The organism is Leptolyngbya sp. GB1-A1 (assembly GCF_039962475.1).
Classification (GTDB): Bacteria; Cyanobacteriota; Cyanobacteriia; order Elainellales; family Elainellaceae; genus Leptolyngbya_A.
Genome location: NZ_JAMPLI010000016.1, coordinates 95,413 through 120,106, shown reverse-complemented (window position 1 = coordinate 120,106; position 24,694 = coordinate 95,413). Strand labels below are relative to the sequence as shown.

24 protein-coding genes and 3 pseudogenes are annotated in these 24,694 nt (G+C 50.3%); 9 read left to right on the top strand and 18 right to left on the bottom strand.

What is annotated here, in order from left to right; all coding sequences use genetic code 11:
• Positions 1-112: 112 nt before the first annotated feature.
• From NDI45_RS16650 to NDI45_RS16630, 5 genes and pseudogenes are all read left to right on the top strand, one after another.
• Positions 113-616 (top strand): annotated as a pseudogene (locus NDI45_RS16650) (TMEM175 family protein); the annotation flags it as partial.
• Positions 617-1,017: 401 nt separating this feature from the next.
• A complete protein-coding gene (locus NDI45_RS16645) occupies positions 1,018-1,698 on the top strand; it encodes a cold shock and DUF1294 domain-containing protein (RefSeq protein ID WP_190790736.1) in 681 nt (226 codons plus the stop codon).
• 128 nt (positions 1,699-1,826) lie between these two features.
• Positions 1,827-2,048: pseudogene (locus NDI45_RS16640) on the top strand (hypothetical protein).
• Between the two features lie 283 nt (positions 2,049-2,331).
• Complete coding sequence (locus tag NDI45_RS16635) at positions 2,332-2,856, top strand: GrpB family protein (RefSeq protein WP_190790735.1); 525 nt, start codon at positions 2,332-2,334, stop codon at positions 2,854-2,856.
• Positions 2,857-3,143: 287 nt separating this feature from the next.
• Positions 3,144-3,824: a hypothetical protein gene (locus NDI45_RS16630; protein ID WP_190790734.1), complete on the top strand. Its 681-nt coding sequence runs from the start codon at positions 3,144-3,146 to the stop codon at positions 3,822-3,824.
• A gap of 146 nt (positions 3,825-3,970) precedes the next feature.
• Here the strand turns inward: NDI45_RS16630 and ispD are convergent, their stop codons facing one another.
• The 5 genes and pseudogenes from ispD to NDI45_RS16605 form a co-directional block, all read right to left on the bottom strand.
• Positions 3,971-4,666, bottom strand: coding sequence for a 2-C-methyl-D-erythritol 4-phosphate cytidylyltransferase (gene ispD / locus NDI45_RS16625; RefSeq protein ID WP_190790733.1), 696 nt, complete (start codon positions 4,664-4,666; stop codon positions 3,971-3,973).
• An 80-nt stretch (positions 4,667-4,746) separates the two neighbouring features.
• On the bottom strand, positions 4,747-5,013 hold the full coding sequence (locus NDI45_RS16620) for a DUF2584 family protein (protein WP_348247987.1): 267 nt from the start codon (positions 5,011-5,013) through the stop codon (positions 4,747-4,749).
• A 91-nt stretch (positions 5,014-5,104) separates the two neighbouring features.
• Positions 5,105-5,479 carry a hypothetical protein gene (locus NDI45_RS16615; protein WP_190790731.1) on the bottom strand — a complete coding sequence of 125 codons (375 nt, stop codon included), beginning with the start codon at positions 5,477-5,479 and terminating at the stop codon, positions 5,105-5,107.
• Positions 5,476-6,348 (bottom strand): MBL fold metallo-hydrolase, encoded by an 873-nt coding sequence (locus NDI45_RS16610; RefSeq protein ID WP_348247986.1) that lies wholly within the window; start codon positions 6,346-6,348, stop codon positions 5,476-5,478. The genes NDI45_RS16615 and NDI45_RS16610 overlap by 4 nt, the downstream gene beginning before the upstream one ends.
• 59 nt (positions 6,349-6,407) lie before the next feature.
• Positions 6,408-6,536, bottom strand: a pseudogene (locus NDI45_RS16605) (DUF29 family protein); the annotation flags it as partial.
• On the opposite strand from NDI45_RS16605, the gene NDI45_RS16600 reads away from it, so the two are divergent.
• On the top strand, positions 6,526-6,711 hold the full coding sequence (locus NDI45_RS16600; protein ID WP_348247985.1) for a hypothetical protein: 186 nt from the start codon (positions 6,526-6,528) through the stop codon (positions 6,709-6,711). The pseudogene NDI45_RS16605 and the gene NDI45_RS16600 sit on opposite strands and share 11 nt — an antisense overlap.
• On the opposite strand, the gene NDI45_RS16595 is transcribed toward NDI45_RS16600, so the two are convergent.
• From NDI45_RS16595 to NDI45_RS16580, 4 genes are all read right to left on the bottom strand, one after another.
• Positions 6,699-8,030, bottom strand: coding sequence for a TldD/PmbA family protein (locus tag NDI45_RS16595; RefSeq protein WP_348247984.1), 1,332 nt, complete (start codon positions 8,028-8,030; stop codon positions 6,699-6,701). The two genes, NDI45_RS16600 and NDI45_RS16595, sit on opposite strands and share 13 nt — an antisense overlap.
• 59 nt (positions 8,031-8,089) lie before the next feature.
• Positions 8,090-9,529 carry a TldD/PmbA family protein gene (locus NDI45_RS16590; protein ID WP_348247983.1) on the bottom strand — a complete coding sequence of 480 codons (1,440 nt, stop codon included), beginning with the start codon at positions 9,527-9,529 and terminating at the stop codon, positions 8,090-8,092.
• A gap of 134 nt (positions 9,530-9,663) precedes the next feature.
• Entirely contained in the window at positions 9,664-10,359 is a 696-nt protein-coding gene (locus NDI45_RS16585; protein ID WP_348247982.1) for an aspartate/glutamate racemase family protein, read from the bottom strand.
• A gap of 11 nt (positions 10,360-10,370) precedes the next feature.
• Positions 10,371-11,192, bottom strand: a complete 822-nt coding sequence (locus tag NDI45_RS16580; RefSeq protein ID WP_190793472.1) for a DUF6671 family protein — start codon at positions 11,190-11,192, stop codon at positions 10,371-10,373.
• A 275-nt stretch (positions 11,193-11,467) separates the two neighbouring features.
• On the opposite strand from NDI45_RS16580, the gene NDI45_RS16575 reads away from it, so the two are divergent.
• A complete protein-coding gene (locus tag NDI45_RS16575; protein ID WP_348247981.1) occupies positions 11,468-12,139 on the top strand; it encodes a cytochrome b N-terminal domain-containing protein in 672 nt (223 codons plus the stop codon).
• Here NDI45_RS16575 and NDI45_RS16570 read toward each other — a convergent pair.
• The 5 genes from NDI45_RS16570 to NDI45_RS16550 form a co-directional block, all read right to left on the bottom strand.
• The gene (locus tag NDI45_RS16570) at positions 12,093-15,221 is read right to left on the bottom strand and encodes a response regulator (protein WP_348247980.1); all 3,129 of its coding nucleotides are present in this window, start codon (positions 15,219-15,221) and stop codon (positions 12,093-12,095) included. The genes NDI45_RS16575 and NDI45_RS16570 overlap by 47 nt on opposite strands.
• A 440-nt stretch (positions 15,222-15,661) precedes the next feature.
• Positions 15,662-16,060 carry a phage holin family protein gene (locus tag NDI45_RS16565; RefSeq protein WP_190793750.1) on the bottom strand — a complete coding sequence of 133 codons (399 nt, stop codon included), beginning with the start codon at positions 16,058-16,060 and terminating at the stop codon, positions 15,662-15,664.
• 130 nt (positions 16,061-16,190) lie between these two features.
• Complete coding sequence (locus NDI45_RS16560) at positions 16,191-16,379, bottom strand: YqaE/Pmp3 family membrane protein (protein ID WP_348247979.1); 189 nt, start codon at positions 16,377-16,379, stop codon at positions 16,191-16,193.
• 48 nt (positions 16,380-16,427) lie between these two features.
• Entirely contained in the window at positions 16,428-16,994 is a 567-nt protein-coding gene (locus NDI45_RS16555) for a hypothetical protein (RefSeq protein ID WP_190793748.1), read from the bottom strand.
• Positions 16,995-17,063: 69 nt separating this feature from the next.
• The gene (locus NDI45_RS16550) at positions 17,064-17,327 is read right to left on the bottom strand and encodes a YkvA family protein (RefSeq protein WP_348247978.1); all 264 of its coding nucleotides are present in this window, start codon (positions 17,325-17,327) and stop codon (positions 17,064-17,066) included.
• Between the two features lie 343 nt (positions 17,328-17,670).
• Here NDI45_RS16550 and NDI45_RS16545 point away from each other — a divergent pair, with 343 nt between their 5' ends.
• Positions 17,671-18,123: a hypothetical protein gene (locus NDI45_RS16545; protein WP_348247977.1), complete on the top strand. Its 453-nt coding sequence runs from the start codon at positions 17,671-17,673 to the stop codon at positions 18,121-18,123.
• An 18-nt stretch (positions 18,124-18,141) separates the two neighbouring features.
• On the opposite strand, the gene NDI45_RS16540 is transcribed toward NDI45_RS16545, so the two are convergent.
• The 4 genes from NDI45_RS16540 to NDI45_RS16525 form a co-directional block, all read right to left on the bottom strand.
• Entirely contained in the window at positions 18,142-20,709 is a 2,568-nt protein-coding gene (locus NDI45_RS16540) for a glycogen/starch/alpha-glucan phosphorylase (protein ID WP_348247990.1), read from the bottom strand.
• Between the two features lie 132 nt (positions 20,710-20,841).
• Positions 20,842-21,786: a PleD family two-component system response regulator gene (locus NDI45_RS16535; RefSeq protein ID WP_190790957.1), complete on the bottom strand. Its 945-nt coding sequence runs from the start codon at positions 21,784-21,786 to the stop codon at positions 20,842-20,844.
• Between the two features lie 113 nt (positions 21,787-21,899).
• A complete protein-coding gene (locus NDI45_RS16530; protein WP_277879064.1) occupies positions 21,900-22,025 on the bottom strand; it encodes a hypothetical protein in 126 nt (41 codons plus the stop codon).
• 108 nt (positions 22,026-22,133) lie between these two features.
• Positions 22,134-22,655, bottom strand: coding sequence for a phosphoribosyltransferase family protein (locus NDI45_RS16525; protein WP_348247976.1), 522 nt, complete (start codon positions 22,653-22,655; stop codon positions 22,134-22,136).
• A 437-nt stretch (positions 22,656-23,092) separates the two neighbouring features.
• On the opposite strand from NDI45_RS16525, the gene NDI45_RS16520 reads away from it, so the two are divergent.
• Positions 23,093-23,887, top strand: coding sequence for a PD-(D/E)XK nuclease family protein (locus tag NDI45_RS16520; protein WP_190790959.1), 795 nt, complete (start codon positions 23,093-23,095; stop codon positions 23,885-23,887).
• Positions 23,888-24,694: the final 807 nt, after the last annotated feature.

Genomic DNA, 24,694 nt, shown 5'->3' with positions numbered 1-24,694 from the left:
TCGATTACACGAGTGCGTAAATCCGTTGAGTAAGCGACAGGCATTTCACCAACTTGATAGATTGTCCACTCGTTAGCTTAATAGAAAAGGGGCTAATTACCTAAAAACTGCTGTAAAAATTCCACATGAGGCAAATCTGGCTGCGCTGCGTCCTTTAGTTCCGGTGTTCCTGAGCTATGTCCTGAGTTTTATCTATCTCGCAATTTACTGGAACAACCACCATCATTTACTACAGGCAGTTCGGCACATTAATGGCAAGACCTTGTGGGCAAATCTGCATCTGCTGTTCTGGTTGTCGCTCTTTCCTTTTGTCACAGGTTGGGCGGGCGAAAATCACTTTGCTGCCGTGCCGTCTGCTTTCTATGGCGGAGTACTTCTGCTTGCTGCGATCGCTTACTTCATCCTAACCCGCATTCTCATTGCTTCCCACGGCAAAGATTCTCCACTAGGAACTGCGATTGGAGAAGACTTCAAGGGCAAGGTATCGATCGTGACCTATGCTCTGGCGATTCCGCTTTCCTTCTTAAACTCATGGCTTGCCTGTCTGCTGTATGTTTTAGTTGCAGGGATGTGGCTTATTCCCGATCGCCGCATTGAGCGAGTTTTGACTCCCTGAGAGAAGTGCTTAATATTCAAACCTAAAATCTTGCTCGTCAGGCGATCGGTCGTTGCCGGGTTTCAGTATTGGGGGCAATTGTCATTAATCAAAACGAGTCACGTCCTAAATAAAAGTTCGACTGCTCAGCTACTATTCACTGGCAAAACTGAGAAAAAGCCCAAGTCGGGGTAGCACCGAGAGGATACACCAGCAAAATGGTAATAATTTCCTAGACTGACAAAAATCGCTTGCTGTACTAGCTTGATTGTTCTATCGATTTGTAGGAATTTGGGGAAGGAATTATGTCAGATGTTAGTCGCCGTATTCCTGTCCCAATTGCCAGCGGCAGTGAGGATCAACTTTCTTGATAGGTCATTAGAACAATTGGGTAAATTGTAAGACAGTCGTAAGGACTCCCGATGAAATCTGGCTTACAAAGCGGTCAATTGACAAAATGGAAGGACGATCGAGGATTTGGCTTTATTCAACCTGTTGATGGGAGCCAAGAAGTTTTTGTGCATATTTCTGCGCTAAAAGACTCAACTCGTCGTCCAAAAGTAGGTGACACAATCTACTATCACGTTGTTACTGAAGATGGAAAAATTCGTGCCTGTAATGCTTTCATCGCAGGAGCAAGGCGCACGTCTCATTCCCGCTCCGCGTCTTCAATTGGAAGGGCGACATCCAATGCTGGGAACAAATATCCTTTCCCTGTTTATCCTTTCCCTGTTTTAGAGACATTGCTGCTATCAAGTCTACCCGTCATTGGCTCACTCCATTTTGCGTGGTCAACCGCTATCCCCATCCCGCTTGCTCTTTATCCTGTCATGAGCCTAGTGACCTATGCCCTCTACGCCGATGATAAGTCGCGTGCGAAATGCGGAGACCGCAGAATTCCAGAGCGGACACTGCACCTGTGCGAACTGATGGGCGGCTGGTTGGGTGGCTTTATTGCCCAGCGTAGACTGCACCATAAGAATATTAAGCGTTCGTATCAGATCGTCTTTTGGGCGATCGTCGCACTCCATTTTGCGTTTTGGGTAGATTGGCTGTTTCTGAATAGAACACTAATCACAGCAATTTTTAACAGTTATTTTTAGTAGTTAATAGTTCATCTATCGATGTTCAAGAGGGGTTCATCGGAAGGCTTACCAGCAACAAATGCAGGGTATCTACCCTTTTCGGCGAAGCTATAATTCTCTCACGGGTTAGAGAGGTACAACTGGCTATGTCAAACCTTGAGCAAATTGAAGCAGCAATTCTTTCATTGCCATCCGCTGAGTTTGAGAAATTAAGGCTGTGGTTCCTTGATTTAGATTAAGACCGCTGGGATGAGCAAATAGAGCAAGACATTGAAGACGGCAAATTAGAGGCGTTTGCTCAGGAGGCGATCGGTCGTTGTCAGGTTTCAGTGCCTGGGGCGATTGTTACAGATCAAAGTTCTAAATAAAAGTTAGCAATCTATGCGCTGAGGCACCTTCAGGGTGAAAGAAACTGTCAACGAATCGGCGACAAGTGAGCCTTTTAACACTGGATTAGATTTAGTTTCTTAGGAACTTGCTCCATTGATCGCACTAACTATTCAGCCCTATAGGGCTTCACAAGAAGCTGCTATCAGTTAGATGACATCTAGCGCTATGTAATGCTACATAAAGCCTGTAAAATTTTCCTAGACCTATTAGGTTAGTTGAGTCCACCTTGACAATTTGCAGACCAATGGATGAAGTAGACCAATGGATGAAGTTGTCATCACTGAGTATGACCCAAACTGGGTGCTACTTTTTGAACAGGAATCTGCACGTATTCGGACGGTTGTAGATAGAGATCTCATCACTCGCATTGAGCATTTTGGCAGCACGGCAGTACCCGGGTTAGCTGCAAAACCCATTATTGATTTATTGGTAGGGGTACGCTCCCTTGCAGAAGCAAAGCAAGTTGCTGTCTCTCAGCTAGAACACTTGAGCTATGCTTACTGGTTCGATAATCCCGACCCTCAACGGATGTTTTTTGTGAAGGGTCTACCACCTAACAGTCCACGCACTCATCATATCCATATGGTTGAGCCAGACAGTGTACTGTGGGAGCGTTTGATATTTCGAGACTATCTTTGCAAGCATTCAGACGAAGCGGCACGGTATGCACAATTGAAGCGTCATCTTGCCCAACGCTTTTCGAGCGATCGAGAAGCATACACAGTGGGCAAAGCAGAGTACATAGAGTCTGTTATGCAAAAAGCTCGACAACAGCTAGCCAGCTAACGACCAAAATAAGCGGTGGCAAGTAACTTTAGCAACCCAATCAAGATCTCTCGCCTGTCCGCTTCATCACCTTGTTGGACGGCTTTACATATTCGGTCAAGGCATTGGCTTGAATATATCCTGTTAAGTTCAAAGCAAAGTTCTTTTGAAATTACTGAGAGCAAGCAGTTCTGCGGTACCAAAATAGAGGCAAAACATGACGTATGTGGAGAAGAGAAAGAACAAACCAAAATCAAAAGAGTGAGATTGTGCTGAATGCTGACTGCTATAGGACAGATAAGCCGTTTATGACTGATCCAGTCAGCACGCCTTCACGTTGGCATCAACTGATTGGCTTAGACGAATTACCGTTAGATCCTAATACAAGAGTGCAACTTGAAGTATGGTTAAACACGCTCAAAACTGTTTGTGGCAAGAAGAATCTATTAAGGTTTCCTACTCCTGAATCTTATGAAGCCTTTGACCGAGAAGGCATTGAACTGTGGAAGAAGGTACGTCAAGAATTAGCCTCTAACTATGACGTGTTCTACTACAGCACAAGATTAGCAGGATTGTTCAAACATCCTGATGCTCCTATGGTGAAAAGGATCAGGCTAGGAGCTGAGTATAGCTGTTGGGCAACTTGGTATGTTGATGATGTCGGATGTTTTGATCCGGTTAAGCTTCCTATTAGCCAAGAAACTCTTGAGCGATTAAACAAATGGCAAGATGTTTTTGATGACACGCTTGATCATGACTATCCACCTGATTCTCGCTTCCCTAGCGAAGAAGTAGCCAAAATATGGAGTCGAGAGGGTATTAGGCTTTGGGTGCAGTTGCAAAGAGAGCTAAGCGCAGAGTATGAGGTACTTAAGCGTATTTACCATCAGGAAAAAACACAACTTATGAAACTGGATGATTGGATCAATGCCTACAGAGAGCAGTACCAGCAAGATGATATCGATAATTCATCACAACGATTGCTGTGAGTCAATTTTTATCAAAATCTTGCCCCACAGCAGCCAACACTTCACGGCAGCGGACGGTTGAAAGCGGCTGGTATTGAGTTCAATGTTATCTGCCGCCGCTGCGTTTTGCCGTTAGGCAGCAAATATGCTACGTTCACTTCACCTCATCATGAACTAGAAGAACTTCGCTGGCGCAGAATGAATTCGGCGATCGTCAAATCAACCGGAGTTGTCACCTTCAAATTCGTTTCTTCGCCTTCGACAATTTGTACCGGAAGCCCGCACTGTTCAAACAATGCCGCATCGTCGGTAACTTCCCAGCCTCGGCGGATGCCTTCTTCGTGACAGCGCAGCAGATCTTCAACGACAAAGCCTTGTGGCGTTTGAGCTGCCCAGAGGTTGGCGCGATCGGGCGTTGATTCGATAATTTTGCTGGCAGAATTGACGACCTTGATCGTGTCTTTGACCGCGACAGCAGCAATCAAACCCTGACAGTCTTGCAGGGCATCTGCACAGCGATCGAATAATTCTGGGGTGGCAAGGCAGCGTGCGCCATCGTGGATCAAGACGCGATCGGCAACGACAGGTAGTGCCTGTAAGCCACGATAAACTGACTCCTGGCGCGTTGAGCCGCCCTGGATGAAATGCACCACCTTCGACATTTCCAGGTCAGACACAATTTCTTTGAAGTCGTGCCAGTCGTCGGGTTGGCAGACGATGCCAATCCAGTGAATGTGGCTTGATTGTTTGGCGGCGATCAGGGTCCAGGCGATCAGGGGTTGACCCAGGAGCGGAAGCAAAAGCTTGTTTCGGCTGCTGCCCATGCGCCGACCCGATCCGGCTGCGGGAATGAGAAGATACACGGAAGTTGAGCGAGTAAGGAACTTGCTGTTACTTTACCGTGAATTGGTTCGTGATTTTGCACCTCTGGGGGTGGCGATCGTCAACCCTTGACCGAAAAAGGCTCTGGGTAGCAGCGATGAACTCTGTAGGTTAAACGGGTGATTTGATTTTCCCAGACAAGCTGGCTGATGATTACATCGGCGTGGGCAAGCCAGTTTTGATCGACGAGCGGAATGGGTACGTCGATCGGCAGAATGCGATAGCCCTGTTTGGTGGCGTGACGAAAACTGTCCGACTTCAGTGAACTGAGATCGAGTTCGTCGAGCTTGAGCTTGAGAATACTATTCACTTCACAGGGCATTCCCATTACGTCACCTCACTTTTGAAACACTTCTGTTTGAACACTGCCGAATGAATCAATGAATCACGGATCAACCCCACTGGGCATGAATGATCATTTAGCGATCGGCTCCCACTGGAATTGATTTGGTGAGTCGAGCCTGCAATGAGGCCATCAAATCGTTGTCATTGCGATGGGCTTCCCAGGAGCCAGAGTAGCGTCTGCCGATATTCCATTTGCCGCTCATCGTGTTGCCATCTTCGGAAAGCGTGCCCTGGTATTGAATCGGCTGCGGTGAGCTGGTGAGGTATTGTTTGGTGAACTGAATTCTGCGCCCTACCAAATCGCCCGTCACCTGGGCTTCTCCCAGCATTCCGTCGTCCAGAATGCGTCCCGAAAGGGTATTGCCGCCCTGCACAAAAGTTGCCTCAAAGCGGGTCGGGTTGCCGTCTTGCCAATAGGTTCCCAGCCACGTTCCGGTGATGTCATTCATTGGGTTGCCATCCACTCAAGACATTGCTGCATCTGATGTTGCATTGTTTGTCGATCGGCATGGTAGCGACGACCATGACCAGGAAGCACCCATTCAAAGGAGTATTTTGCTAAATTTTGCATCGATTGCCTCAACTCTGTCCAGGAATACCAGCAGGCACGGCGAAAGGCGTACAAATGACCCAGTTCGCTCGACCAGGCAAGGTGATCCCCGGTGAACAAAAAGCGATCGTCGTATAGCAAAACGGTGTGTCCGCGCGTGTGTCCGGGAACGGGGATAATCAGCAAATCGTCGGCTAACGCAAAAGGTTCGCTGCCGGAAAGCTGAATTTCAACGTCTTGCGTACCGCGGCTGATTTCTGCTTGATGCAAGATTCGATCGCAGCCAAAATGATCGTGAAACTTTTGATGATCGGCAACATCATCGCGATGAGTGAGATACAGATAACGAACCCCGCCCATTTTTTCAATCTGTTTCACTAACGGCGGCGCAAACCGGGGTGAATCCACCAGGATATTCCCCTCTGAACGTTGAATCAAATAGCTTGCTGCACCAAAAGAATTCTCGGCGTGATAGCCGCAGTGATAAACATTGTCAGCGATATGAATCGGAAAACTTGCCTGAATTTTCAGAACATCGGTTGGTTTTTCGACTGTGCCAATCGACGCTGTAGGACAGGACAATAACGCCTGCATTGCCTTCAAATGCTCTGCTTCAGTCATAGGCTGATGATAGACGGCTGACTGGTCACCAATATCGGCAAAGACTTCGGGAGCCATCCAGCGACAGGTATCGCAGTCAATACAGGTGCGATCGACGTAGAAGTTACCGCTGACATTTTCCGATCGTCGTTCAGTAAGATGTGCCATAATTTTAAGGAATCAAAGGAATTCCCGGTAAAAAGTCTGCACTGATCACCTGTTGCAGTGTGTAGCGCTTCAATTTCCGCGATCAGGTGAACGGCATCAAGCTGGTGACACTGCTGCGTTTTAAGCAGATTGACCTGCTCCTGCGTCCAGGCATAGAAATCGACTTCGTAAAGCAGTGTGGAGTCCATGGGTCACGGCTCGATCGCGGTTGGAGCATGGGGCGTTACGGAATCAGGAGTAGAGGGCCAATTCTGCCACACCATGATTGCCTCCATGATAACGATCGCCGCTGAAACGATCGCACCCCGATCGCGCCTAGAGCAGCAACAGCACGCAACGACAACAGCCAACTACAGCGTATAGGTAAACCCTTCCACCAGCGCACCCGGAACCCACGTTCCGCCCACGTCGCGTCCGCCATAGGTGCCCACTTCCGGAATAAACTCCTGGGTGTCGGTGAGTGCCAGCAGGTTTTCGCCCCAGAAGCGATACAGGGTTTCGTCGAAGCGCAAATTTTCGATCGGCGCAATGATTTCACCGTTCTCGACCCAGAAGCAGGCGTAGCGAGTCATGCCCGTAATTCTGCCGCTCGGTCGATCGCTCCAGTTGAGGTAATGCAGGTTAGACAAATAGAGCCCGGTGTCGAGGGCTTTGAGAATGTCAGACGATGCCAGGGTTCCAGGTGCGACCGAGGGCGATCGCAGTCCTTCGCCGCCGCTTGCGCCGTTTGCGGGTTTGCCAAATTCCTTGGCGGAGCGAGAGCTAATCAGCGTATTCACCAGCTTGCCCGCCTGGATTAAGGGGAGATCGATCGGCGCAACTTCACCCCATTCGTTAAAGCGCGGTACCAGTCCCCGGCTGAAGTCTTCGCTAAGGTAAAACTGTTCAGAGAGCTGTTTTTCGCCCCTTTGCAGCACTCCCAGTGCACTACCGCCTCGCTGAATTGCCGATTCGCTGACGCCGCCCCAAGACAACATACTCACTAGATCTGCCATTGCCGCCGGAGCCAGATAAGTGCGGTACTGTCCGCGAGCGATCGGTTTTGGAGGCTGAGAAAGGCGATCGAGCTGCTGCTTGGACTCGACCAGCTTGGCAGTATAAGCCGCCTGATCCCACTGATTTCCGGCAAAGGTGCCTTTGACTGCCTGACCGTCTGCCGTGAACAGTGAATAGTCCAGCACAAAGGAATCGGTGGCAAACCAGTGCTTTTGTCCGGCAGAGTCTGCATAGCCGCGAAAAATCGACCCACCGCTGTAAATGCCTGTAAAGTCTAGCCCTGCCACATCCGGCAAAATCGCATCCACGATCGCCCCCGGTAGCAGCAGCTTCCCGGTCTGGACATCACAGCTAGTCGCGTCCCCTGTTGGAATCACCAGATAGGGGTCTTCAGGAAGCTGGGAGATTTCCTGCCGCAGGTCTTCCAGAGCATCTTTTACCCCATGCCAATCGGTTTCCCAATTTCCAGTAAAAGGAAACAATCGCGAAGTGGTGCGCTGGTCTTGCATTAGCGTCAGGGAAATCGAGCCATCTCGCACGTTGCCCGTTTGCCGAACTTTAGCGCGATTAAACCGGATGAACTGGCTCTGTTCGCCCATCAGCCTGAGCTTAAAGGATTCTTCAGATAACAGGAGCGATCGAAGCTGGGTAACGAGGCGATCAAAGGTAGATTCAAGGGGAGTCATAGAATTAGAAGCGGGGTGATGAATGGCGAGCAAAATGACGAATGACCAACTGAACGACGTTATGCCCCACCCCCAAAGACCTCCACATCTTGAAAGACACAAATCGGAGAGCCGTGACCCACCCGAATCGCCTGGTTGGGTTCGCCTTTGCCACACATCGGTGTGCCATACATTTGCCAGGTAGACTCGTCACCAATTTTGACCAGGCTATGCCAGAATTCCGGCGTAGTGGCGCGGTAGTTCGGGTTTCGCAGCGTTTTGGTGAGCTGTCCGTTTTCGATCAGGCGGGCATATTCGCAGCCAAACTGAAACTTGTATCGCTGATCGTCGATCGACCAGGAACGGTTTGATTCCATATAAACGCCCGATTCAATGTCCTGAATCAAATCAGGGAAATTGTCGATTCCTGCTTCCAGATTGAGGTTTGCCATGCGATCGATCGGCGGACGATTCCAGGAAGAAGCCCGCGCACAGGCGACCCCATCCACGCCCAGCCGTGCCTGACTTTCCAGACTGCCCAAGCCGCGCTGCAAGATGCCGTCTTGAATCAAAAATTCTTTGCTGGCAGGTGCGCCCGTATCGTCAAACTCGTAGCTTGCAAACTCACCCGGCACCGTAGGGTTAAAGGTGATATTCATTAGCTTCGAGCCGTAGGACAATTTGCCGAAATCCGACGGTTTGACAAAGCTGCCGCCTGCATAGTTGCGCTCATCGCCCAAAATGCGATCGAGTTCCAGCGGATGCCCGACGCTTTCGTGAATTTGCAGCATCATCTGATCGGGAGCCAGTACCAGCATGGTCTTTGTCGTCGGACATTCCTCAGCCGTTAAAAGCTCGATCGCCTGCGACCCAATTTGATCTGCCCTTGCCCACAGATCATCGATCGGAAACAGCTCCCAGCCGCCCTGATAGCAGTGTGCCAGATAGCCATTATTGCTGCGCTGCTGCACGACACCGCCCGACTGAGCCGTTACCCCAAAGTGCGTTTCGAGCAGCATAAATTTTTGATAGACCTCCGAGCCGCTGCTGCTGACAAACCAGGATTCGGTTTCGTTGGTGATCGCCGTCGCGCTGGTCTGAACGATCGCATCCGAGACTTTCAGCGTTTGACAAAGCCGCGCCAAAAGCTGATTAATTTCTCCCGGCGTCATCGCATCAAACGGTTTCACAAAAGGCGAGCTATACTCTCCGACCACTTTAGGACGCACCGTTGCCGCCATCGGATAAATCGTCCACCGACTCGCTGCCTGTGCCTGCGCTGCTGCCGCCTGTGCTGCCGCCTGCAAATCTTCTAGCTGAAGCGAGTTCGTCGCGCCGTAGCCAATCTGACCATTGACCAGCACTTCCACCATCACGCCCTGACTCGATGATTTGGAATTACTTTGAGGAATGGCATCCCGCATCGATCGAGAGCTAACGTTCTCTTTCACCATGCGAAGTCCAACCCAATCGGCCTGGATATCAAGGCGATCGAGGATTTGTTGCAGTTCAGAAATCATGACGTATTTCCTCAGGAATGGCTGGGTAGAGGCTGGACGGGCTTAGCGCGCTTTGCTCAGGCTTTCAATTCTAGCCATTTTTACTGAGTTTCAGGGTTATTCCGTATCTAACAACAGTTAGCAATCGAGGAGCCTCACGCATTTGCCAGTGCCCAATCGATCGCCGCTTCTGCATGAATTCGCGTGGTTGGAAAAAGCGGAATCTCACAGTCTTCCGGCTGAATCAGCAGCTCAATTTCAGTACAGCCTAAAATAATCCCTTCTGCCCCTGCGCTGATTAACCGATCGATAATGGCAAGATAGCGCGATCGAGAATCAGGCTGAATGATGCCCAGACACAGTTCGCTGTAGATCACGTCATGCACGATCGCTCGGTCTGCTGCATCGGGAACTAAAACTTTGATGCCGTGCTGTTCCAGCCGTCCCCGATAAAAATCCTGCTCCATCGTATATCGCGTTCCCAGTAAGCCGATCGTGTCAATTCTGGCAGCCTGGATGCGCTGTGCGGTTGCGTCTGCAATGTGCAAAAACGGAATTTGAAGATTTGCCTGAATCTCATCTGCTAGCTTGTGCATCGTATTCGTACACAGCACCACAAAATCCGCTCCGGCTCGCTCGATTGCCTGGGCTGCGTCAATTAGGATCAAGCTTGCTTCTTGCCAGCGTTCCTGATGTTGCAGCGTCTCGATTTCGGCAAAATCCACCGAATACATCACACATTTTGCTGAATGCAGTCCGCCCAGTCTGGCTTTTGCCAGTTCGTTAATCAGCCGATAATACTCGATCGACGATTCCCAGCTCATGCCGCCAATTAAACCGATCGTTTTCATCCAGAAATTCCTTAAGGATTGCAATAGGGACACTGCCCCGGATCAGCGGTTTCAACCCCATTTGGAAACAGCACTTCTTCCCGATGCTGGCACTTCTGACATCGATAAACGATCGAGCGCGTCAAATCGGTTGGCGTTCCACACAAGCCGCAGGGTAAGCCGGGAAGGCGATCGGCTACTGAGAATCCGGGAGTATTGCAGTTCGGACAGGTTTTCTGAAGTTTGGCAATCAAATCTTCGGTGGCTTGCGCGATGATTTTCATGCGCGTGGGATTATGCATTGCCCGCATATCGGTTTCGATGTGGACGCGATCGGCTTGTTTCAGTGCCCACTGCACGGCATCGATTAACTGTGCTTCTGAAGTGATCCCTTTGATGATCAGATCTTTGTCTTTGGTAATTCCGTTTGCATCTGCATTTGCAATCACGACTAATCCATGCTGAGGGAATTTTGCTTTTCGAGCAAATGTCTTTGCTTCTTCTAAATTAGTGACTTGTTTGTGGCTAAAGTTTGTCTCTGTTGAAATTGCTTCACCGATCACTTCTAAATCATTTCCGCGATCGATCAGCAATACAATTTCACGATTAGACGGTAAAAACGGCATTGCCGGATGCGGCCCAAAACTGCCTTCACTGGCAATTCCAATCGCGTGTCCTGTTAATTCCATGCCGACGATCGCCTTTTGTCGTGCCGCTTCGAGCTGAGTGCCATATCGCTTCACTTCGCGGGTAAATGTACCCAATCGATCGCTGTCAAATCCGTGCGGCACAGTGACTTGCAGTCCCAAGTTTTCCTTCAGTAACGGCGCAATTGCTATTTCTTTCTGGTGCATCGTTGCCAGCGTCGCCAATCGATCGCGAAACCATTCTAAAGGCAATCGTCCAGACCCACTTTGAACCACAGCGACCCTATCTCCTAAAAAACTATTTCCTAAAAAAACTATCCCCTAAAAAACTATCCCCTAAAAATTAGTATGCCAAATTCAATCTCCCGCGCAGGTTTGAACCATGCTCCCCAAACTTCTACACACCGACAGACCACCTCAAAACCCGGCAATCGCTACAGTAATTTTATCTTTAGCTCCATTGCCCTATCTCCCCACCCACCATGTCCGCCCTCACCTCGTTCTTTTCCCTTCGGCGCTTTGCCACAATTCTGTCTGTCGTTACCCTTACCCTGACATTGCTTGGGGTTGCAAGCGGCATTTTGATCGCGTTTTATTACGATCCGTCTGCGGCGGGCGCGTACGAATCGGTGCAAAATATCGCCGATACTCTACCGGGCGGCTCGATCATTTACTCGATCCACCAGATCGTGGGCAACGGCATGATTATCGTTGCGCTGCTGCAACTGTTTGTGCTGTTTTTCAGTCGGCGGTTTCGGATTAGCTGGTTTTCTGCCTGGGTCAGCGATTTTGTGCTGCTGGGATTGGCGATCGGGCTTGCCTGGACTTCGATGATTCTGAAGTGGGATCAGTTGGGCTACTGGCGGCTCAAGATCGAGCTGCAAACGATCGAGCAGTTGCCTTTTGTCGGTCAATTTGCAAAGGATGTGCTGACCGGAGGATCGATCGATACCACCACCGTCGAACACTTCTATACGCTGCACAGCTATGTTTTGTCTGCGATCGCCGTTGGGATGGCGGTCTTTCATCTCGGTTCGCTGCTGTTGCAGGAATGGGAGCAGCGTCGCACTCTGCGGATGATGTACGAAACGGCTCATCTTCCCGAAGCTACGCCTGCGGTTCCCGGTCCAGCAAAGACGACTTCCCCACGCTAGACGCGGGTTTGGATCTCTCCAGAGCTTGCGCCAAGGCTTCTAGCCGCATTGGTTTGCTAATGTAATCATCCATGCCCGCATTGAGGCAAGTTTCGCGATCGCCCTCCATTGCATTTGCCGTCATTGCAATCAGGCGCGGACGGTTTGACTGCCACTGCTGACAAATACGCCGGGCTGCTTCGAGTCCGTCCATTTCGGGCATTTGGACATCCAGCAGCACGACGTCGTAAGACTGACGGTGGATTGCTTCCAGAACCTCTAATCCGTTACCTGCCACATCTGCTCGATAGCCCAAACGCTGGAGCATAAGCAAAGCTAGCTTTTGATTGACCAGATGGTCTTCCGCCAGCAAAATTCGCAGCGACGATTTGTGTTCCGAGTCTGAATTGGGTTCTGGCTCGGCAGGGCGAACAGCCTGAATCTGGCGCGGCTGCCCACTCATGACCTGGGTCAAGATGCGGTAGAGCGGAGCTGATTTGATGGGTTTAGTCAGCAATGCGGCAAAGTACGATCGCTGGGTTGTGGTAAGGTCTTTATGACCGATCGAAGTTAGCATCACGAGCGGCAACGCCTGACCCGCTGGGAGGTTTCGCACTGCCTCTGCTAGCGTTAGACCATCCATTTGGGGCATTTGCATATCGAGAATTGCTAGGTCAAACGCCTCTCCCTGTTGCAGCAGGCGAAGCGCATCCGCACCGGAAGCTACTGCTGTAGGGGCCATTTGCCAGGACTGGGTGCGATAGGTCAAAAGCTGGCGATTCGTGGCGTTGTCATCGACAATCAGCACTTTTCTCGCTGCCAGGGAGGGCAACCCTTGAGGCGCGATCGGGTCAAGGCAAGCGGGGGCAACAATCGTAAAGTAAAACGTAGAGCCAACTCCCGGCTGACTCTCGACCCACATCCTGCCGTCCATCATTTCGCTCAAGCGATTGCTAATCACCAAGCCCAAGCCTGTGCCTCCATACTGGCGCGTCGTTGAAGCATCGACCTGGCTAAACGCTTTAAACAATCGCCCCAGCTTATCTTTTGGAATGCCGATGCCCGTATCTCTCACTGCAAATTGAAGCTCATAAACAGGCGCGTTGAGTTCTGCTGCGGCGTTTAGTGCAGTTTCGGCAGCTGCGATTTGACGCGAACTCACTGAAACTGTCACTTCTCCTGTTTCGGTAAATTTGATCGCATTATTGAGCAGATTAACCAGAATTTGCCGCAGTCGGGTTACGTCGCCCAGGATCATCTCCGGAACTTTTGATTTGTTGAGATACGTCAGTTCAAGTTCTTTTTCGGCGGCTTTGGGTGCCAGCAACTCAAGTGCGTCTTCAATACAGGTTGAAAGATTAAAGGGATGCTGTTCAAGTTCGAGCTTGCCCGATTCAATCTTTGAGAAGTCCAGGATGTCGTTAATAATCGTCAGCAGCGAGTCGCCGCTCGTGCGAATGATTTCAACATATTCCCGCTGTTGGGGAGTAAGCTGCATATCGAGCAGCAGTCCAGTCATGCCAATCACCGCGTTCATCGGCGTACGAATCTCGTGGCTCATCATGGCTAAAAAGTTGCTCTTGGCTTGATTTGCCTGATCTGCCGCCTGCTTAGCCTGTTCTAGTGCGGCGTTTTGTGCGGTCAGCATTTTGCGCTGCTGCGTTTCCTGATCGAGCAACTGTGCCTGTGCCAGAGCAATGGCAACCTGATCTGCCAATTCACTGAGCAGTGTGACTTCGTCGGGTCGCCACTGGCGCGGGTGGGCGCATTGGTGAGCAATCAACAGTCCCCAAAGGGTCGGTTCGTTGGGCATTCCTGTGGATTGAATAATAGGAACGACCAGATTGGCTTTAATTTGAAACCGGGTTAACAAATCGCGGTGACAGGGATCAAGGGTCACTCGATCGATATCAGCGATCGCGGAACTTCCGCCCTGGTAATAGGGCAACCATCCCCCTGCTTTAAAACAGGTATCTTCAATCCTTTCGCCCAGTGCCGATCGCCAGCCCGGTGCAACCGACTCCACGACGACATCTCCATTCCAATCAGCATCAAAGCGGTAGATCATCACCCGATCTGCTTCCAAAAATTGCCGCACTTCGGCAACCGTGGTGCTGAGGATGTCTTCCAGATGAAGCGAATAGCGAATCCGCTGGCTCACTGCATTCAGCAAAGAAGCCCGATGGTTCTGGTTGTGCAGCTTGATTTCAATCTGTTTTCGATCGCTGATATCGGTGATGCTTCCTTCAAGGGCGATCGGCTCTCCGGTCGCATCATACAAAAGACGGGTACTCTCTGAGATCCAAATGACTTGTCCGTCCTTTCGGTAAACCTGAGATTCAAATCCACAAACCTCGCCTCGCGATCGAATTTCTTGCATAAACACTTGTCGGCGAAGCGGATCAACATAAAGCTGCTGATCAACATTTTGGATGGTAGCAGTCAGTTCGGCAGAAGAGTCATAGCCATAAATCTGAGCCAGCGAAGCGTTGGCCTGCAAATATCTGCCCGACAGCGTTGTTTTATAAAGTCCCAGGGCAGCATTCTCAAAGAAATTTTGGTAGCTCGCTTCGGTTTGCTGCCGCTCGGTAATGGCATTTTGCAAAACGATCAGGTTTCGCCGCAGTTCTAGCTGGGTCACCACCTGACGCGCAAGGGTGGCTAAAGCGTCCTGCTGCTGAGGGTTCAGGTCGCGTGGCTTATAATCTATCACACAGAGCGTTCCCAGCACGTAGCCTTGGGGATTAATCAGCGGTGCGCCTGCATAAAACCGAATGCAAGGACTTCCAGTCACTAAGGGATTGTTCGCAAAGCGGGGGTCTAGGGTTGCATTGGGCACAATCAGCAGATCAGACTGCAAGATGGCATGCGAACAAAAGGCAATGTCTCGATTGGTTTCTGATACAGGCAGCCCTATGTTTGACTTAAACCACTGACGACCGCAATCGATTAAACTCACTAGCGCGATCGGCGTTCCACAAATAAAACTTGCCAGACGGGTCAGATCGTCAAAAGCGGGTTCGGCGGCGGTATCAAGAATCTGATAATTCAGAAGTGCCTGAAGCCGCTCAGACTCATTCTTGGGGATAGGAGCTTGCGTCATTGGGAGGGTTAACGAGAGCCAGTGCTATACGATCTCGCGCTCTGGAAAGTGAACTGCCTTAACGTTCCTTATTTGCAGCGCGGCCCGTTCAATTTCGGCTGAAATTTTTGGGATACTTATTTTGTAACATTCCTAAATATTCTTTTTCTGAAGACCAACCGTACCCATGATTCAAGATCGTAAAGAGAGGTCGAGCCGATCGTGCCCTACCTCCCCTTGATAAAAGTTATAGAAGGTGAAATTGATAGCAGTCTGTTTGAGAAGTAATGCTTGTGCTTTAACTGCCTGGTGGGTAAATTCTGGAAGGAACTTAGCTTGCCTTAGAATCGCTTGCCTTAGAATCTCAAAGTCCCCCAGAGTTGACCGCTGGATCAGGCAATGTAGAACCTCTCACACGGCTCAAGTCAACTTTTAAGCCAGTTAAGCCAGTCGAAGGAATGCTATTTGCTGCTCACTTCCATTGTTGGGCTGGCAGCAGCGACAGCATTGCCCAAACGCTTGTTCGCAAAGTAGCTGTTGAGGAACGTGGTTCCCAGCGACAGCACTACCGGACCCAGAACGAACGCCAGCAGCCCTGACACCGTGAAGCCAGGAATCAGCAGAGACGCTAACCAGAAGCAGAAGCCGTTAACAATGAGCGAGAAAGCTCCAAGCGTCAGGAAGTTAACCGGGAGTGAGAGCAGCGACAGCACAGGCTTGACGGCTCCATTCACAATTCCGATCGCCACCCCTGCCAGCATTGCAGCGGGAAAGTTTGCCAAATTGACACCCGGAATCACAATGTCAACAATGAGCAGGCTTAAGGCAGTAATCAGCGTATTCAATAAATATCCAATCATGTAAATTCTCCTTTTTTAGAGACAGTGTTTAGAGACAGATTGTTTAGAGATAGATGAAAGATTGTTTAGAGATAGATGAAGAAGTCAAACGAATGATGCAAACCAATTATTCAAACAACAATCGAACAAACTAAGCAATTCCTCGATTGCTAGCTTTCTCGTCAGACTTGGCGATCGCCCAAACGGCATGAATGCTTCCAGGAACCCACCCCAACAGCATCAGGAGAAGATTGACGAGCAGCGTGGTGCTGAAGCCATAGGTCAGAAAAACGCCGATCGGAGGAACCAGGAGTCCTAATGCGTAGCGAAGAAGTTTCATCGTGTCACCTCAAGGTGAGAAATTTCAGCGAATCGTTCAGCAAACAGTTCAGCGAGTCGAGTTGATCGTTTTCAGAATGGTTTTAATCTGCTGTTTGATCTGCTGCTCTTTCTGAGCGACGACAACTCCAGCGGCTTCTGCCCGTGCTGTGAGTTCACTTTGCTTTTGCTCCAGCAGAGCGGGTTCAGCAGGCGATGCTTTTGCCTTTTCCAAAGTTGTGCTGTACCAGACTGCACTTTGCTCAAGCTGTCGCTTTGCTGCCTGGTAGCGATCGCCATACCGTTCATCGAGTTGTGTATCCAATGTGTCTAAACGCTCACGCAGTCCTTTAATCAAGCTCAGGATTAGCGTTTTGAAGCGGATTATTTGCTGAGCGGTTGAGTCTGTCTCAGGGTGAGCGGCAGGATTCTCAGCAGGAGTATTCGAGTTTGCTGCAACGGTTGAAAAGCTGTTTTTTGCAATCGATCCCAGCTCTTTGGAGCCTGCTTTGACTTCGGCGATCGCTTCAACGGCTGCCGCTTTAGCGATTGCTCGGAGGCGATTTGCCCGCATTCCACTTTCAGTCTTTGCCTTTTCCAGGTCAGTCGCAAGCTGGTCTTTCATAGAATCTGTCATTGGGCACCTTCCAATCTAGGAATATGGGGAGTGAGGAGCGTTTCCCTCAAAACTTCTGGTCGCTAAAGCCTAACTCAAGGCTTTTTGAACTTCTGCCTGGTTCTTCGCCTTGCGGTTTTTAAGCTGCTCCAGCAAAAGTTGGGAAGCTTCAGTCACCAGAATCGAGGCAATCAATCCATCGTCGAGCCAGCCCACAATGGGAATCATATCGGTGACAAAATCAACGGGGCTAACAATGTAAAGTAGGCTTGCGGCAATCACAACCCAGCGATATTTGGAGTTCCGGAGCAGATTGCGATACCAGTTGTAGAGCGGCTTGATGAAGAGTTTCATTTGCGGGGCATCCTCTGATGACACAATGATCCTCGCAAATTCCCCTCAAAACTTCTGGTGTGGAGAACCGATAGATCGGTGTTGTCTGTCCCACTTTGGCTCAAAAACGGGAGTGCGGAATCCCCAACCGATCGTGAGGTAAACCGTTCAAAGTTTTTCCAGAGTTGAGAGATTTAGGAGGCTGCAAAGCCTGCAACAAAGCTCATTCAGCTCATTACACAGCAACCAAAGATAGGAGACGAGTTCGATCGCAGTTATCAGTTCTTCAACATGCCCTGAATCTAAACTCAGGTTGATCTACGAAACAGGCTAATCTACGAAACAGGAGTTATTCAATCGCCTCATGTCCCTCTTTTCATTTGATCAAAATAGCCAAACCGCGGAACGTCTGGAGTCGCTCAAAGCGGGTACTGTCGGTAAACTAATTGCGGCTACTGCATTTGTGCCGATCGCTTTTCTGAATCACTACTTGCAATCTGAAAATGCAAACTGGCGAGAAACATTGCTGCACAAGGAAGCTTTGATTTCGTTTGCGATCGCAATCTTCTCAGGGTTTCTGTTTGGGGTAACGTATCGATACGTAGTGCGGCAGGACAACAATCCGCAGCTTCAGTCGGGGGCAGTTGGGGCGTTTGGTCTGGTGCGGGGGTTTGCGCAGATTGAGGCAAGTTTAGACAAAAAAATGCCCCTGTGGACTGGGGGCATCTGGGTTGCAGAGAGTCTGCTGCTGTTTGGCGCAGTTGCGCTGAGTCTTAACTGGATACTCGATCGCGGCTGGATTCAGCGCATGAAGTGATTGACATCAAATCATTGCCTACGCCATTTCGGTGGCTCGCTGAATGCGAAGTCCAGCTTTGTCCTGCGAATAGGCTTCTAGATCAATCGGAACTGGTTCAACGTTCCAGATATCGCGGCAGTATTCTGTAATGGTGCGATCGGAGGAAAACTTACCCATCCGAGCAACGTTGAGAATCGACATTTTTGTCCACTGTTCCGTATCGCGGAATGCCTCGCTGACACGCTCCTGACACTCAATGTAGGACTGATAATCTGCCAGCAGCATATATTCGTCGTGGTTGAGCAGCGATTCGACGATCGACATAAACAGACTGGGTTCCTTAGGCGAGAAGAAGCCCGACGACATTTGATCGATCACCTGCTTGAGCTCGGCATTTTTGTTGTAGTAGTCGAGCGGCTTGTAGCCTTTTGCCTTCAGATCCATCACTTCCTGCGCGGTCAAACCAAACAGGAAGAAGTTGTCAGCCCCGACTTCCTCACGAATTTCGACGTTTGCGCCGTCCAGTGTACCGATCGTCAGTGCCCCGTTCAGCGCAAATTTCATATTGCCTGTACCAGAGGCTTCTTTGCCTGCGGTCGAAATCTGCTCGGACAAATCTGCTGCCGGATAGGCAAACTGCCCCAGCGAGACGGAGTAATTTGCCAGAAACACGACCTTCAGCCGTCCTGCCACATCGGGATCATTGTTGACCACCTCGCCGATCGAGTTAATCAGCTTGATCGCCATCTTCGCCATAAAGTAACCCGGAGCCGCTTTGCCGCCAAAGATAAACGTGCGTGGCACAATCTCCAGGCTAGGATTTGCCTTGATCCGGTTGTACAGCGTGATGATGTACATCGCACAAAGGATCTGCCGCTTGTACTCATGGATGCGCTTGATCTGCACGTCGAACAGTGAATTGGGATCAATTTCCAGACCATTCGATCGCAGAATGTAATCTGCCAGATGGTTTTTATTGGACTGTTTGATCGATCGCCACTGTGCCCTGAATTGGGGATCGTCTACAAAGGCTTCCAGGCGGCGCAGTTCATCGAGGTTGGTAATCCAGGGATGTGCAGTCGTTTCCGCTTCGGAGCGATCGACAATCTTTTCGCTGATCAGGCGGCACAGTTCCGGGTTGCTCAGCATCAGCCAGCGACGGGGGGTAATGCCGTTGGTTTTGTTCTGGAACTTTTCGGGATACAGCTCATAAAAGTCCCGCATGAGTTCCTGCTTGATCAGCTCGGTATGCAGGGCCGCAACCCCGTTCACCGTATGGCTACCCACACAGGCAAGATGCGCCATTCGCACCTGCTTTTCGCCGCCTTCCTCGATCAGCGACATCCGCGCCAGTTTTTCCGGCTGGTTGGGATACTTCGCTCGGACTTCATTGAGGAAGTGGAAGTTGATTTCGTAGATGATTTCCAGGTGGCGGGGTAGCAGCTTGCCAAACAAATTCACTGACCACCGTTCCAAAGCTTCTGACAGCAGCGTGTGGTTGGTGTAGGCAAAGGTACGGCGGGTGATGTCCCAGGCTTTATCCCAGTCCAGGCCATACTCGTCGATAAACAGGCGCATTAGCTCAGCAACCCCGATCGCTGGATGGGTATCGTTGAGCTGAATCGCGACCTTTTCCGGGAAATCATCAAACGTGCTGCGGTTTCGCAGGTAGAGGCGAATAATGTCTTGCAGCGAACAGGCAACGAAGAAATACTGCTGCTGAAGCCGCAATTCCTTACCCTGAGGCGTGTTGTCGTTGGGATACAGAACCTTCGAGATGTTTTCCGAGAAAGTTTTGGCGGCGACTGCCTGGGTGTAATCTCCAGCGTTGAAAACGTGCAGGTCAAAGTCTTCGCCTGCCCTTGCTGACCAGAGCCGCAGCGTATTGACCGTGTTTTTGCCGTAGCCAGAAACGGGCGTGTCGTAAGGTGTGCCAAAAATCGTGATGCGAGGAACCCAGCGCGTCCGCACCCGTCCCTGAGCATCCGCTGCCGCTTCGGTATAGCCGCCAAGCTTGACTTCGACCATGTAATCCGGGCGAGGAATTTCCCACGGGTTGCCAGAGCGCAGCCAGTTGTCGGGATGCTCGACCTGCCAGCCATCGGCAATGTACTGGTCAAAAATGCCGAACTCGTAGCGGATGCCGTAGCCGACTGCCGGAATTTCCAGCGTTGCCATCGAATCTAGAAAGCAAGCTGCCAGTCTGCCCAAGCCGCCGTTGCCGAGTCCGGGTTCTTCTTCACGCTCTAGCAAATCGTCCAGATTGAGCCCGACTTCTTTGAGAACTTGCTGCATCTGGTCATACAGACCGAGATTGAGCAAATTGTTGAGCAGCAGACGACCGATCAAAAATTCGGCAGAGAGATAGTAAACAACTTTGGTATCTTTTTGGAAGTAAGCCTGGGCAGTTTTAATGCGGCGATGGACGAGCCGATCGCGCACAGTGTACGCCAGTGCCATGTAGTAGTCGTAGAGGTTAGCAAAGGTTTCGTCTTTGCCCTGGATGTAGTAGAGGTTGTCTGCTAAAGCACGTTTGAGGGTCGAAACCGTCATGCCGGTGCGGTCATCCTCAACGTGAATATGCATATCGGGCTGGCTATTCATAGAACTCACAGTTGGTTGCCCATTAAATCCCACAATCAATCCAACTTATGCACATTACACCCGCAAGAAGCAAGAGAATCGTATGAATCGATACAGCAATCTCTACCCTTTAATCTTTGTTTCTAAAAGTTATTAGATCTTCAGGAAAACTCGGTTTCTGCCTGCTTTTTTAGCGCAGTACAACGCCTGGTCTGCATTCTGAATCAGCTCTGCAGGCGCTTTCTCTGCATTCGGCAGAATTGAACTCACGCCCACACTAAGTGTTACAAAGGCGGCAGCCGAGGAGGAAAAATGGGGAAGTACTTGCTGGCGCAGGGCTTGACAGATCGCCTCAGCCAGAAGAACCGCTCCTTCCGCAGGGGTATTCGGTAGAATGACTGCAAATTCCTCGCCGCCATAGCGCGCTACGAGATCACCCGGGCGTTTAACCACGCTTTGAATTACCTGGGCAACTTGCTGTAAGCAGCGATCGCCTGCCGGATGTCCGTAAGTGTCATTATAAAACTTAAAACAGTCCACATCACAAAGTAGCAGCGAAAGGGGCTGCCGTTCCCGTGAGATTCGCTGCCACTCCTGATGCAGGTATTCGTCAAAGCGACGACGGTTTGCAATCTGAGTCAGTTCATCAACGGAAACTAGCCGTTTCAGTTCTCGATTTGCAGACTCAAGCTGTTGCTGAAGCTTTGCCTGCTGAATCAAACGGCGGACTCGCTGCCGCAGCACTGCCCATTGCACAGGCTTGGTGACATAATCGGCGGCTCCCACCTCAAACAGGCGATCGATCGAGGGGCGGTCTTCTAGCTCGGTAATCATCAAAATCGGCGTGTTGCCATAGACCGGGAGTCGCTGAAGCTGGAGGCAGCAGGTAAACCCATCCACCTCTGGCATCAGGGCATCCAGCAGCACAATATCGGGCAAGACTTCCTGAAACGCCAGCAGCCCGATTTCGCCATCCACCGCTTCCTCAACCCGATAACCCTCCCGCTCCAGAAACAGGCGCATCTGCATCCGTGATAGGCGATCGTCGTCGATCACCAGCACGAGCGGAGCGGTGATTGGCTCAGAAAGCTGAATCATGGCTGAAGGCGGCGTAGATTGTGATTCAGGACTGATTGAGAAATCTCCTGCACTTTGTAGTTGCCTGCCCTTTCAAAGCTGGAAGCTCGGACGCTGGTTGTGACACTGGCTGTTCAGGATTCCGGCTGGTCGTAACCCGATTCGGACTGCTCAAATCTCTGCTTAGACCAGTGCCCTAGCTCCTCATCATAGGCTGGATCACGACCTGAGGCGATCGGCGATTCTGCGGAATTCTGCACGCTTTTGCGTGAATTCTCTATAAATCTTGAGATCTTGAACTTCCTGTGTCTGCCTGGCTTATCCTTAGCTCCCAATCTTGATCCTCCAACGGGGCAATGATCCCAGACCTACGTGGCCTGATTTGCCAGGCGATCGGGTAAATCTGCCGGATTCATCTGCTCATACTCCTCAAACGGCTGATGAATCCAGGGATCATCTTCGAGATGGTCCACGTAATAGTTTGGTGCAATGCAGGAACAGGATTTGTACCACAACACTGCCGTCTTGACTTCCTCGACATAAAAGCCATATTTGCGATCGAGCCAGATTAGCGACTTTCTAAGGCTCGTTCCCGAATCCACCAAATCATCCACTAGCAGTACATGGCTTCCCAAATTCGCAGTCGTCATGGTCAAGTCCTGCGAGAAGGTAATCGATCCACGCACCTGATTATTCATGCCACCGTAAGACGAGGTTGCCAAGATCGCCAGGGGCTGGTCAAAAATCCGTGCCAGGATGTCCCCTACCCGCAGCCCTCCTTTAGCGAGGCAAATAATCTGATTAAACTTCCAGCCGGACTGATGAATATTTAAGGCAAGCTGTTCAATTTTGTGGTGATAGTCTGACCAGGAAACGTAGAGGTCTGCCATGAGGTGATGTAATTGGGAGGATGAGAAGCATCATATCAAGGGTAGGGGAAGGGGTGGATGAGGGGATAAGGAGGCGGGGAGATAAGGGGGATGGGGCGGGTGAGGAATTGAGTTGGAAGGGGAGCGGGAAGGGAGTTGTTGGGGGTAAGGTTGCCTGGCAGTTCTTTCCCTTGACGATCGCATCAATTACCCTCGCCAATACCAAGTCGAATTCGTCAATTGCTTATGTCTATCCCCCCTGATATCTACCCCCGCTCATGTCTACCCCTTCACCCTACCCCTTGCGCTAGATATAGAAATAATTAATACAAAAGAACCTACCCGAATCCTACATCTAGTGTCATTATAAAAGCGTCATGCCCGACAGACTGCACCCATAGAACCGTATCGCTCGATCGTTTCTGTGGGTGCTACTTTTCCCCGGAGGGTTTCGTTCCATGTCCTATCTGCTCTCTGCCGCCAAGCTGCAAACCTACCACCGCTGCCCTCGTGCCTACTACTTTCGCTATGAGCGACGCTTAGAGGGAACTAGTTTTTTTGGGTCTACCGTGTTAGGAACCTCGCTGCATCAGGCACTTGCCCAGATTTACCAGGACTGGCACTATCAAGACCCGATTCCGGGAGTAGACTGGATCGACTATTGCTGGAATCAGCAGATTACTGATCTGAGTCCCAGCCAGATTGTGGAAGGGCGATCGATTCTGCGGCGGTACTATCATGGGTTTATCGCGAACCAGTCTTCAATGCGAAAGCCGCTTGCCGTAGAAGGCAGAATTCAGGGATCGCTGCAAGTTGAGAATTTAGAGTTTGTGCTGTCGGGACGGTACGATCGCATCGATTATCTGGAAGACGGGCTGGAACTGATTGATTATAAGTCAGCTAAGGAAATTGACTACGCCGAATCTGACGAAATGGGTTTGCAAATCGGGCTATATTATCTGGCTCTGGAGCAACGCTATCGGCGAAATCTGCGGCGAATGAGCTTGCTCTATTTACGGACAGGTGAAAAGATTTCTTTTGAGGCAACGCCAGGGCATCGTCAGCGTGTCAAGTCACTGATTGGCGATATGGCGATCGAACTCCGGCGCGATCAGCGATGGCTCCCGACTCCGGGCGACCAGTGCGATCGATGTGCCTATGCCAAATATTGCCCGGCAATGCGAACGCAGCCAGAGCCGCTGCCCGAAGATGCGCGACCTGCACGAGGCTTACAGCTTGTTCTAAGTATCTAGCCGAAAGCTCTAGCCGCTCGGTTGAAGTTTGGCACCTGCCCGCGCTTAGTCTCCAAGTTGGCTGGTGGGATTCATCCGTTAAAATCACGAACTGCTGCACAAGGCTGGGAACACTGCGGTCAATCGATCGTCAGAATAGTTCAGCCTTTTTTACTTTTTTAGGAGGTGTAAGTTTAGAGAAACCGAAAAGGGTGATTCAATACTTCAACTTCATTGCGTTTCATTTTGAATCAATCAAAGAATGAAGTTTGAGTGCACATTTAGATAGACACAAATAAACACAGAAATAATACAGCGAAAAAAGCAAAGCGAATAAAAGCCCGACAGTTTCCTGCCGGGTTGACAAACTGCTTAGGTATATCAGTACTTATAGTGTAGCGATTTTACAAACGTTGCTCATCACCTGAACGGGTGATCTATTCGTATGACTTGTTGTATTATCCGCAAACCGTTTATCAACACAGCAATCTGATAAATATCTTTCCAGAAAACTTTGAAGCTCACTCCAGAAAAAACAATCATTTCCTCTTGCATCTCGATTTTGATTTGACTTCGATCGCCAGTGACTGAGGCACAGAAAGCGAAACTGACTGTAGCTCAATCCTGTGGATCTGGGGACGTGTCACGGCTGCATTCAAGAAATCGCCTGCTTCGCACTTCTCCTAGAGGGGAGCCGCACTGAGTTCAAGCTGGAACTGCGGAACAGAGAGAAACCAGACCGAGTTGTCTGGGGAAGCACTGGCAGCACTTTGCTAAACGGTTGAGTAATGGAACCGCCATCGGCATCGAAAAGCATTGTATGAATCA

Bases quoted from the DNA above. Each gene is read 5' to 3' on its own strand.
- NDI45_RS16595 (WP_348247984.1), bottom strand. From the start codon at position 8,030: ATGACTCCCCTTGAATCTACCTTTGATCGCCTCGTTACCCAGCTTCGA.
- NDI45_RS16555 (WP_190793748.1), bottom strand. From the start codon at position 16,994: ATGACAGATTCTATGAAAGACCAGCTTGCGACTGACCTGGAAAAGGCA.
- NDI45_RS16610 (WP_348247986.1), bottom strand. From the start codon at position 6,348: ATGGCACATCTTACTGAACGACGATCGGAAAATGTCAGCGGTAACTTC.
- NDI45_RS16560 (WP_348247979.1), bottom strand. From the start codon at position 16,379: ATGAAACTTCTTCGCTACGCATTAGGACTCCTGGTTCCTCCGATCGGC.
- NDI45_RS16645 (WP_190790736.1), top strand. From the start codon at position 1,018: ATGAAATCTGGCTTACAAAGCGGTCAATTGACAAAATGGAAGGACGAT.
- NDI45_RS16565 (WP_190793750.1), bottom strand. From the start codon at position 16,060: ATGATTGGATATTTATTGAATACGCTGATTACTGCCTTAAGCCTGCTC.
- NDI45_RS16570 (WP_348247980.1), bottom strand. From the start codon at position 15,221: ATGACGCAAGCTCCTATCCCCAAGAATGAGTCTGAGCGGCTTCAGGCA.
- NDI45_RS16630 (WP_190790734.1), top strand. From the start codon at position 3,144: ATGACTGATCCAGTCAGCACGCCTTCACGTTGGCATCAACTGATTGGC.
- NDI45_RS16615 (WP_190790731.1), bottom strand. From the start codon at position 5,479: ATGAATGACATCACCGGAACGTGGCTGGGAACCTATTGGCAAGACGGC.
- NDI45_RS16540 (WP_348247990.1), bottom strand. From the start codon at position 20,709: ATGAATAGCCAGCCCGATATGCATATTCACGTTGAGGATGACCGCACC.
- NDI45_RS16520 (WP_190790959.1), top strand. From the start codon at position 23,093: ATGTCCTATCTGCTCTCTGCCGCCAAGCTGCAAACCTACCACCGCTGC.
- NDI45_RS16575 (WP_348247981.1), top strand. From the start codon at position 11,468: ATGTCCGCCCTCACCTCGTTCTTTTCCCTTCGGCGCTTTGCCACAATT.
- NDI45_RS16620 (WP_348247987.1), bottom strand. From the start codon at position 5,013: ATGGGAATGCCCTGTGAAGTGAATAGTATTCTCAAGCTCAAGCTCGAC.
- NDI45_RS16580 (WP_190793472.1), bottom strand. From the start codon at position 11,192: ATGCACCAGAAAGAAATAGCAATTGCGCCGTTACTGAAGGAAAACTTG.
- NDI45_RS16635 (WP_190790735.1), top strand. From the start codon at position 2,332: ATGGATGAAGTTGTCATCACTGAGTATGACCCAAACTGGGTGCTACTT.
- NDI45_RS16550 (WP_348247978.1), bottom strand. From the start codon at position 17,327: ATGAAACTCTTCATCAAGCCGCTCTACAACTGGTATCGCAATCTGCTC.
- NDI45_RS16545 (WP_348247977.1), top strand. From the start codon at position 17,671: ATGTCCCTCTTTTCATTTGATCAAAATAGCCAAACCGCGGAACGTCTG.
- NDI45_RS16590 (WP_348247983.1), bottom strand. From the start codon at position 9,529: ATGATTTCTGAACTGCAACAAATCCTCGATCGCCTTGATATCCAGGCC.
- NDI45_RS16525 (WP_348247976.1), bottom strand. From the start codon at position 22,655: ATGGCAGACCTCTACGTTTCCTGGTCAGACTATCACCACAAAATTGAA.
- NDI45_RS16535 (WP_190790957.1), bottom strand. From the start codon at position 21,786: ATGATTCAGCTTTCTGAGCCAATCACCGCTCCGCTCGTGCTGGTGATC.
- NDI45_RS16585 (WP_348247982.1), bottom strand. From the start codon at position 10,359: ATGAAAACGATCGGTTTAATTGGCGGCATGAGCTGGGAATCGTCGATC.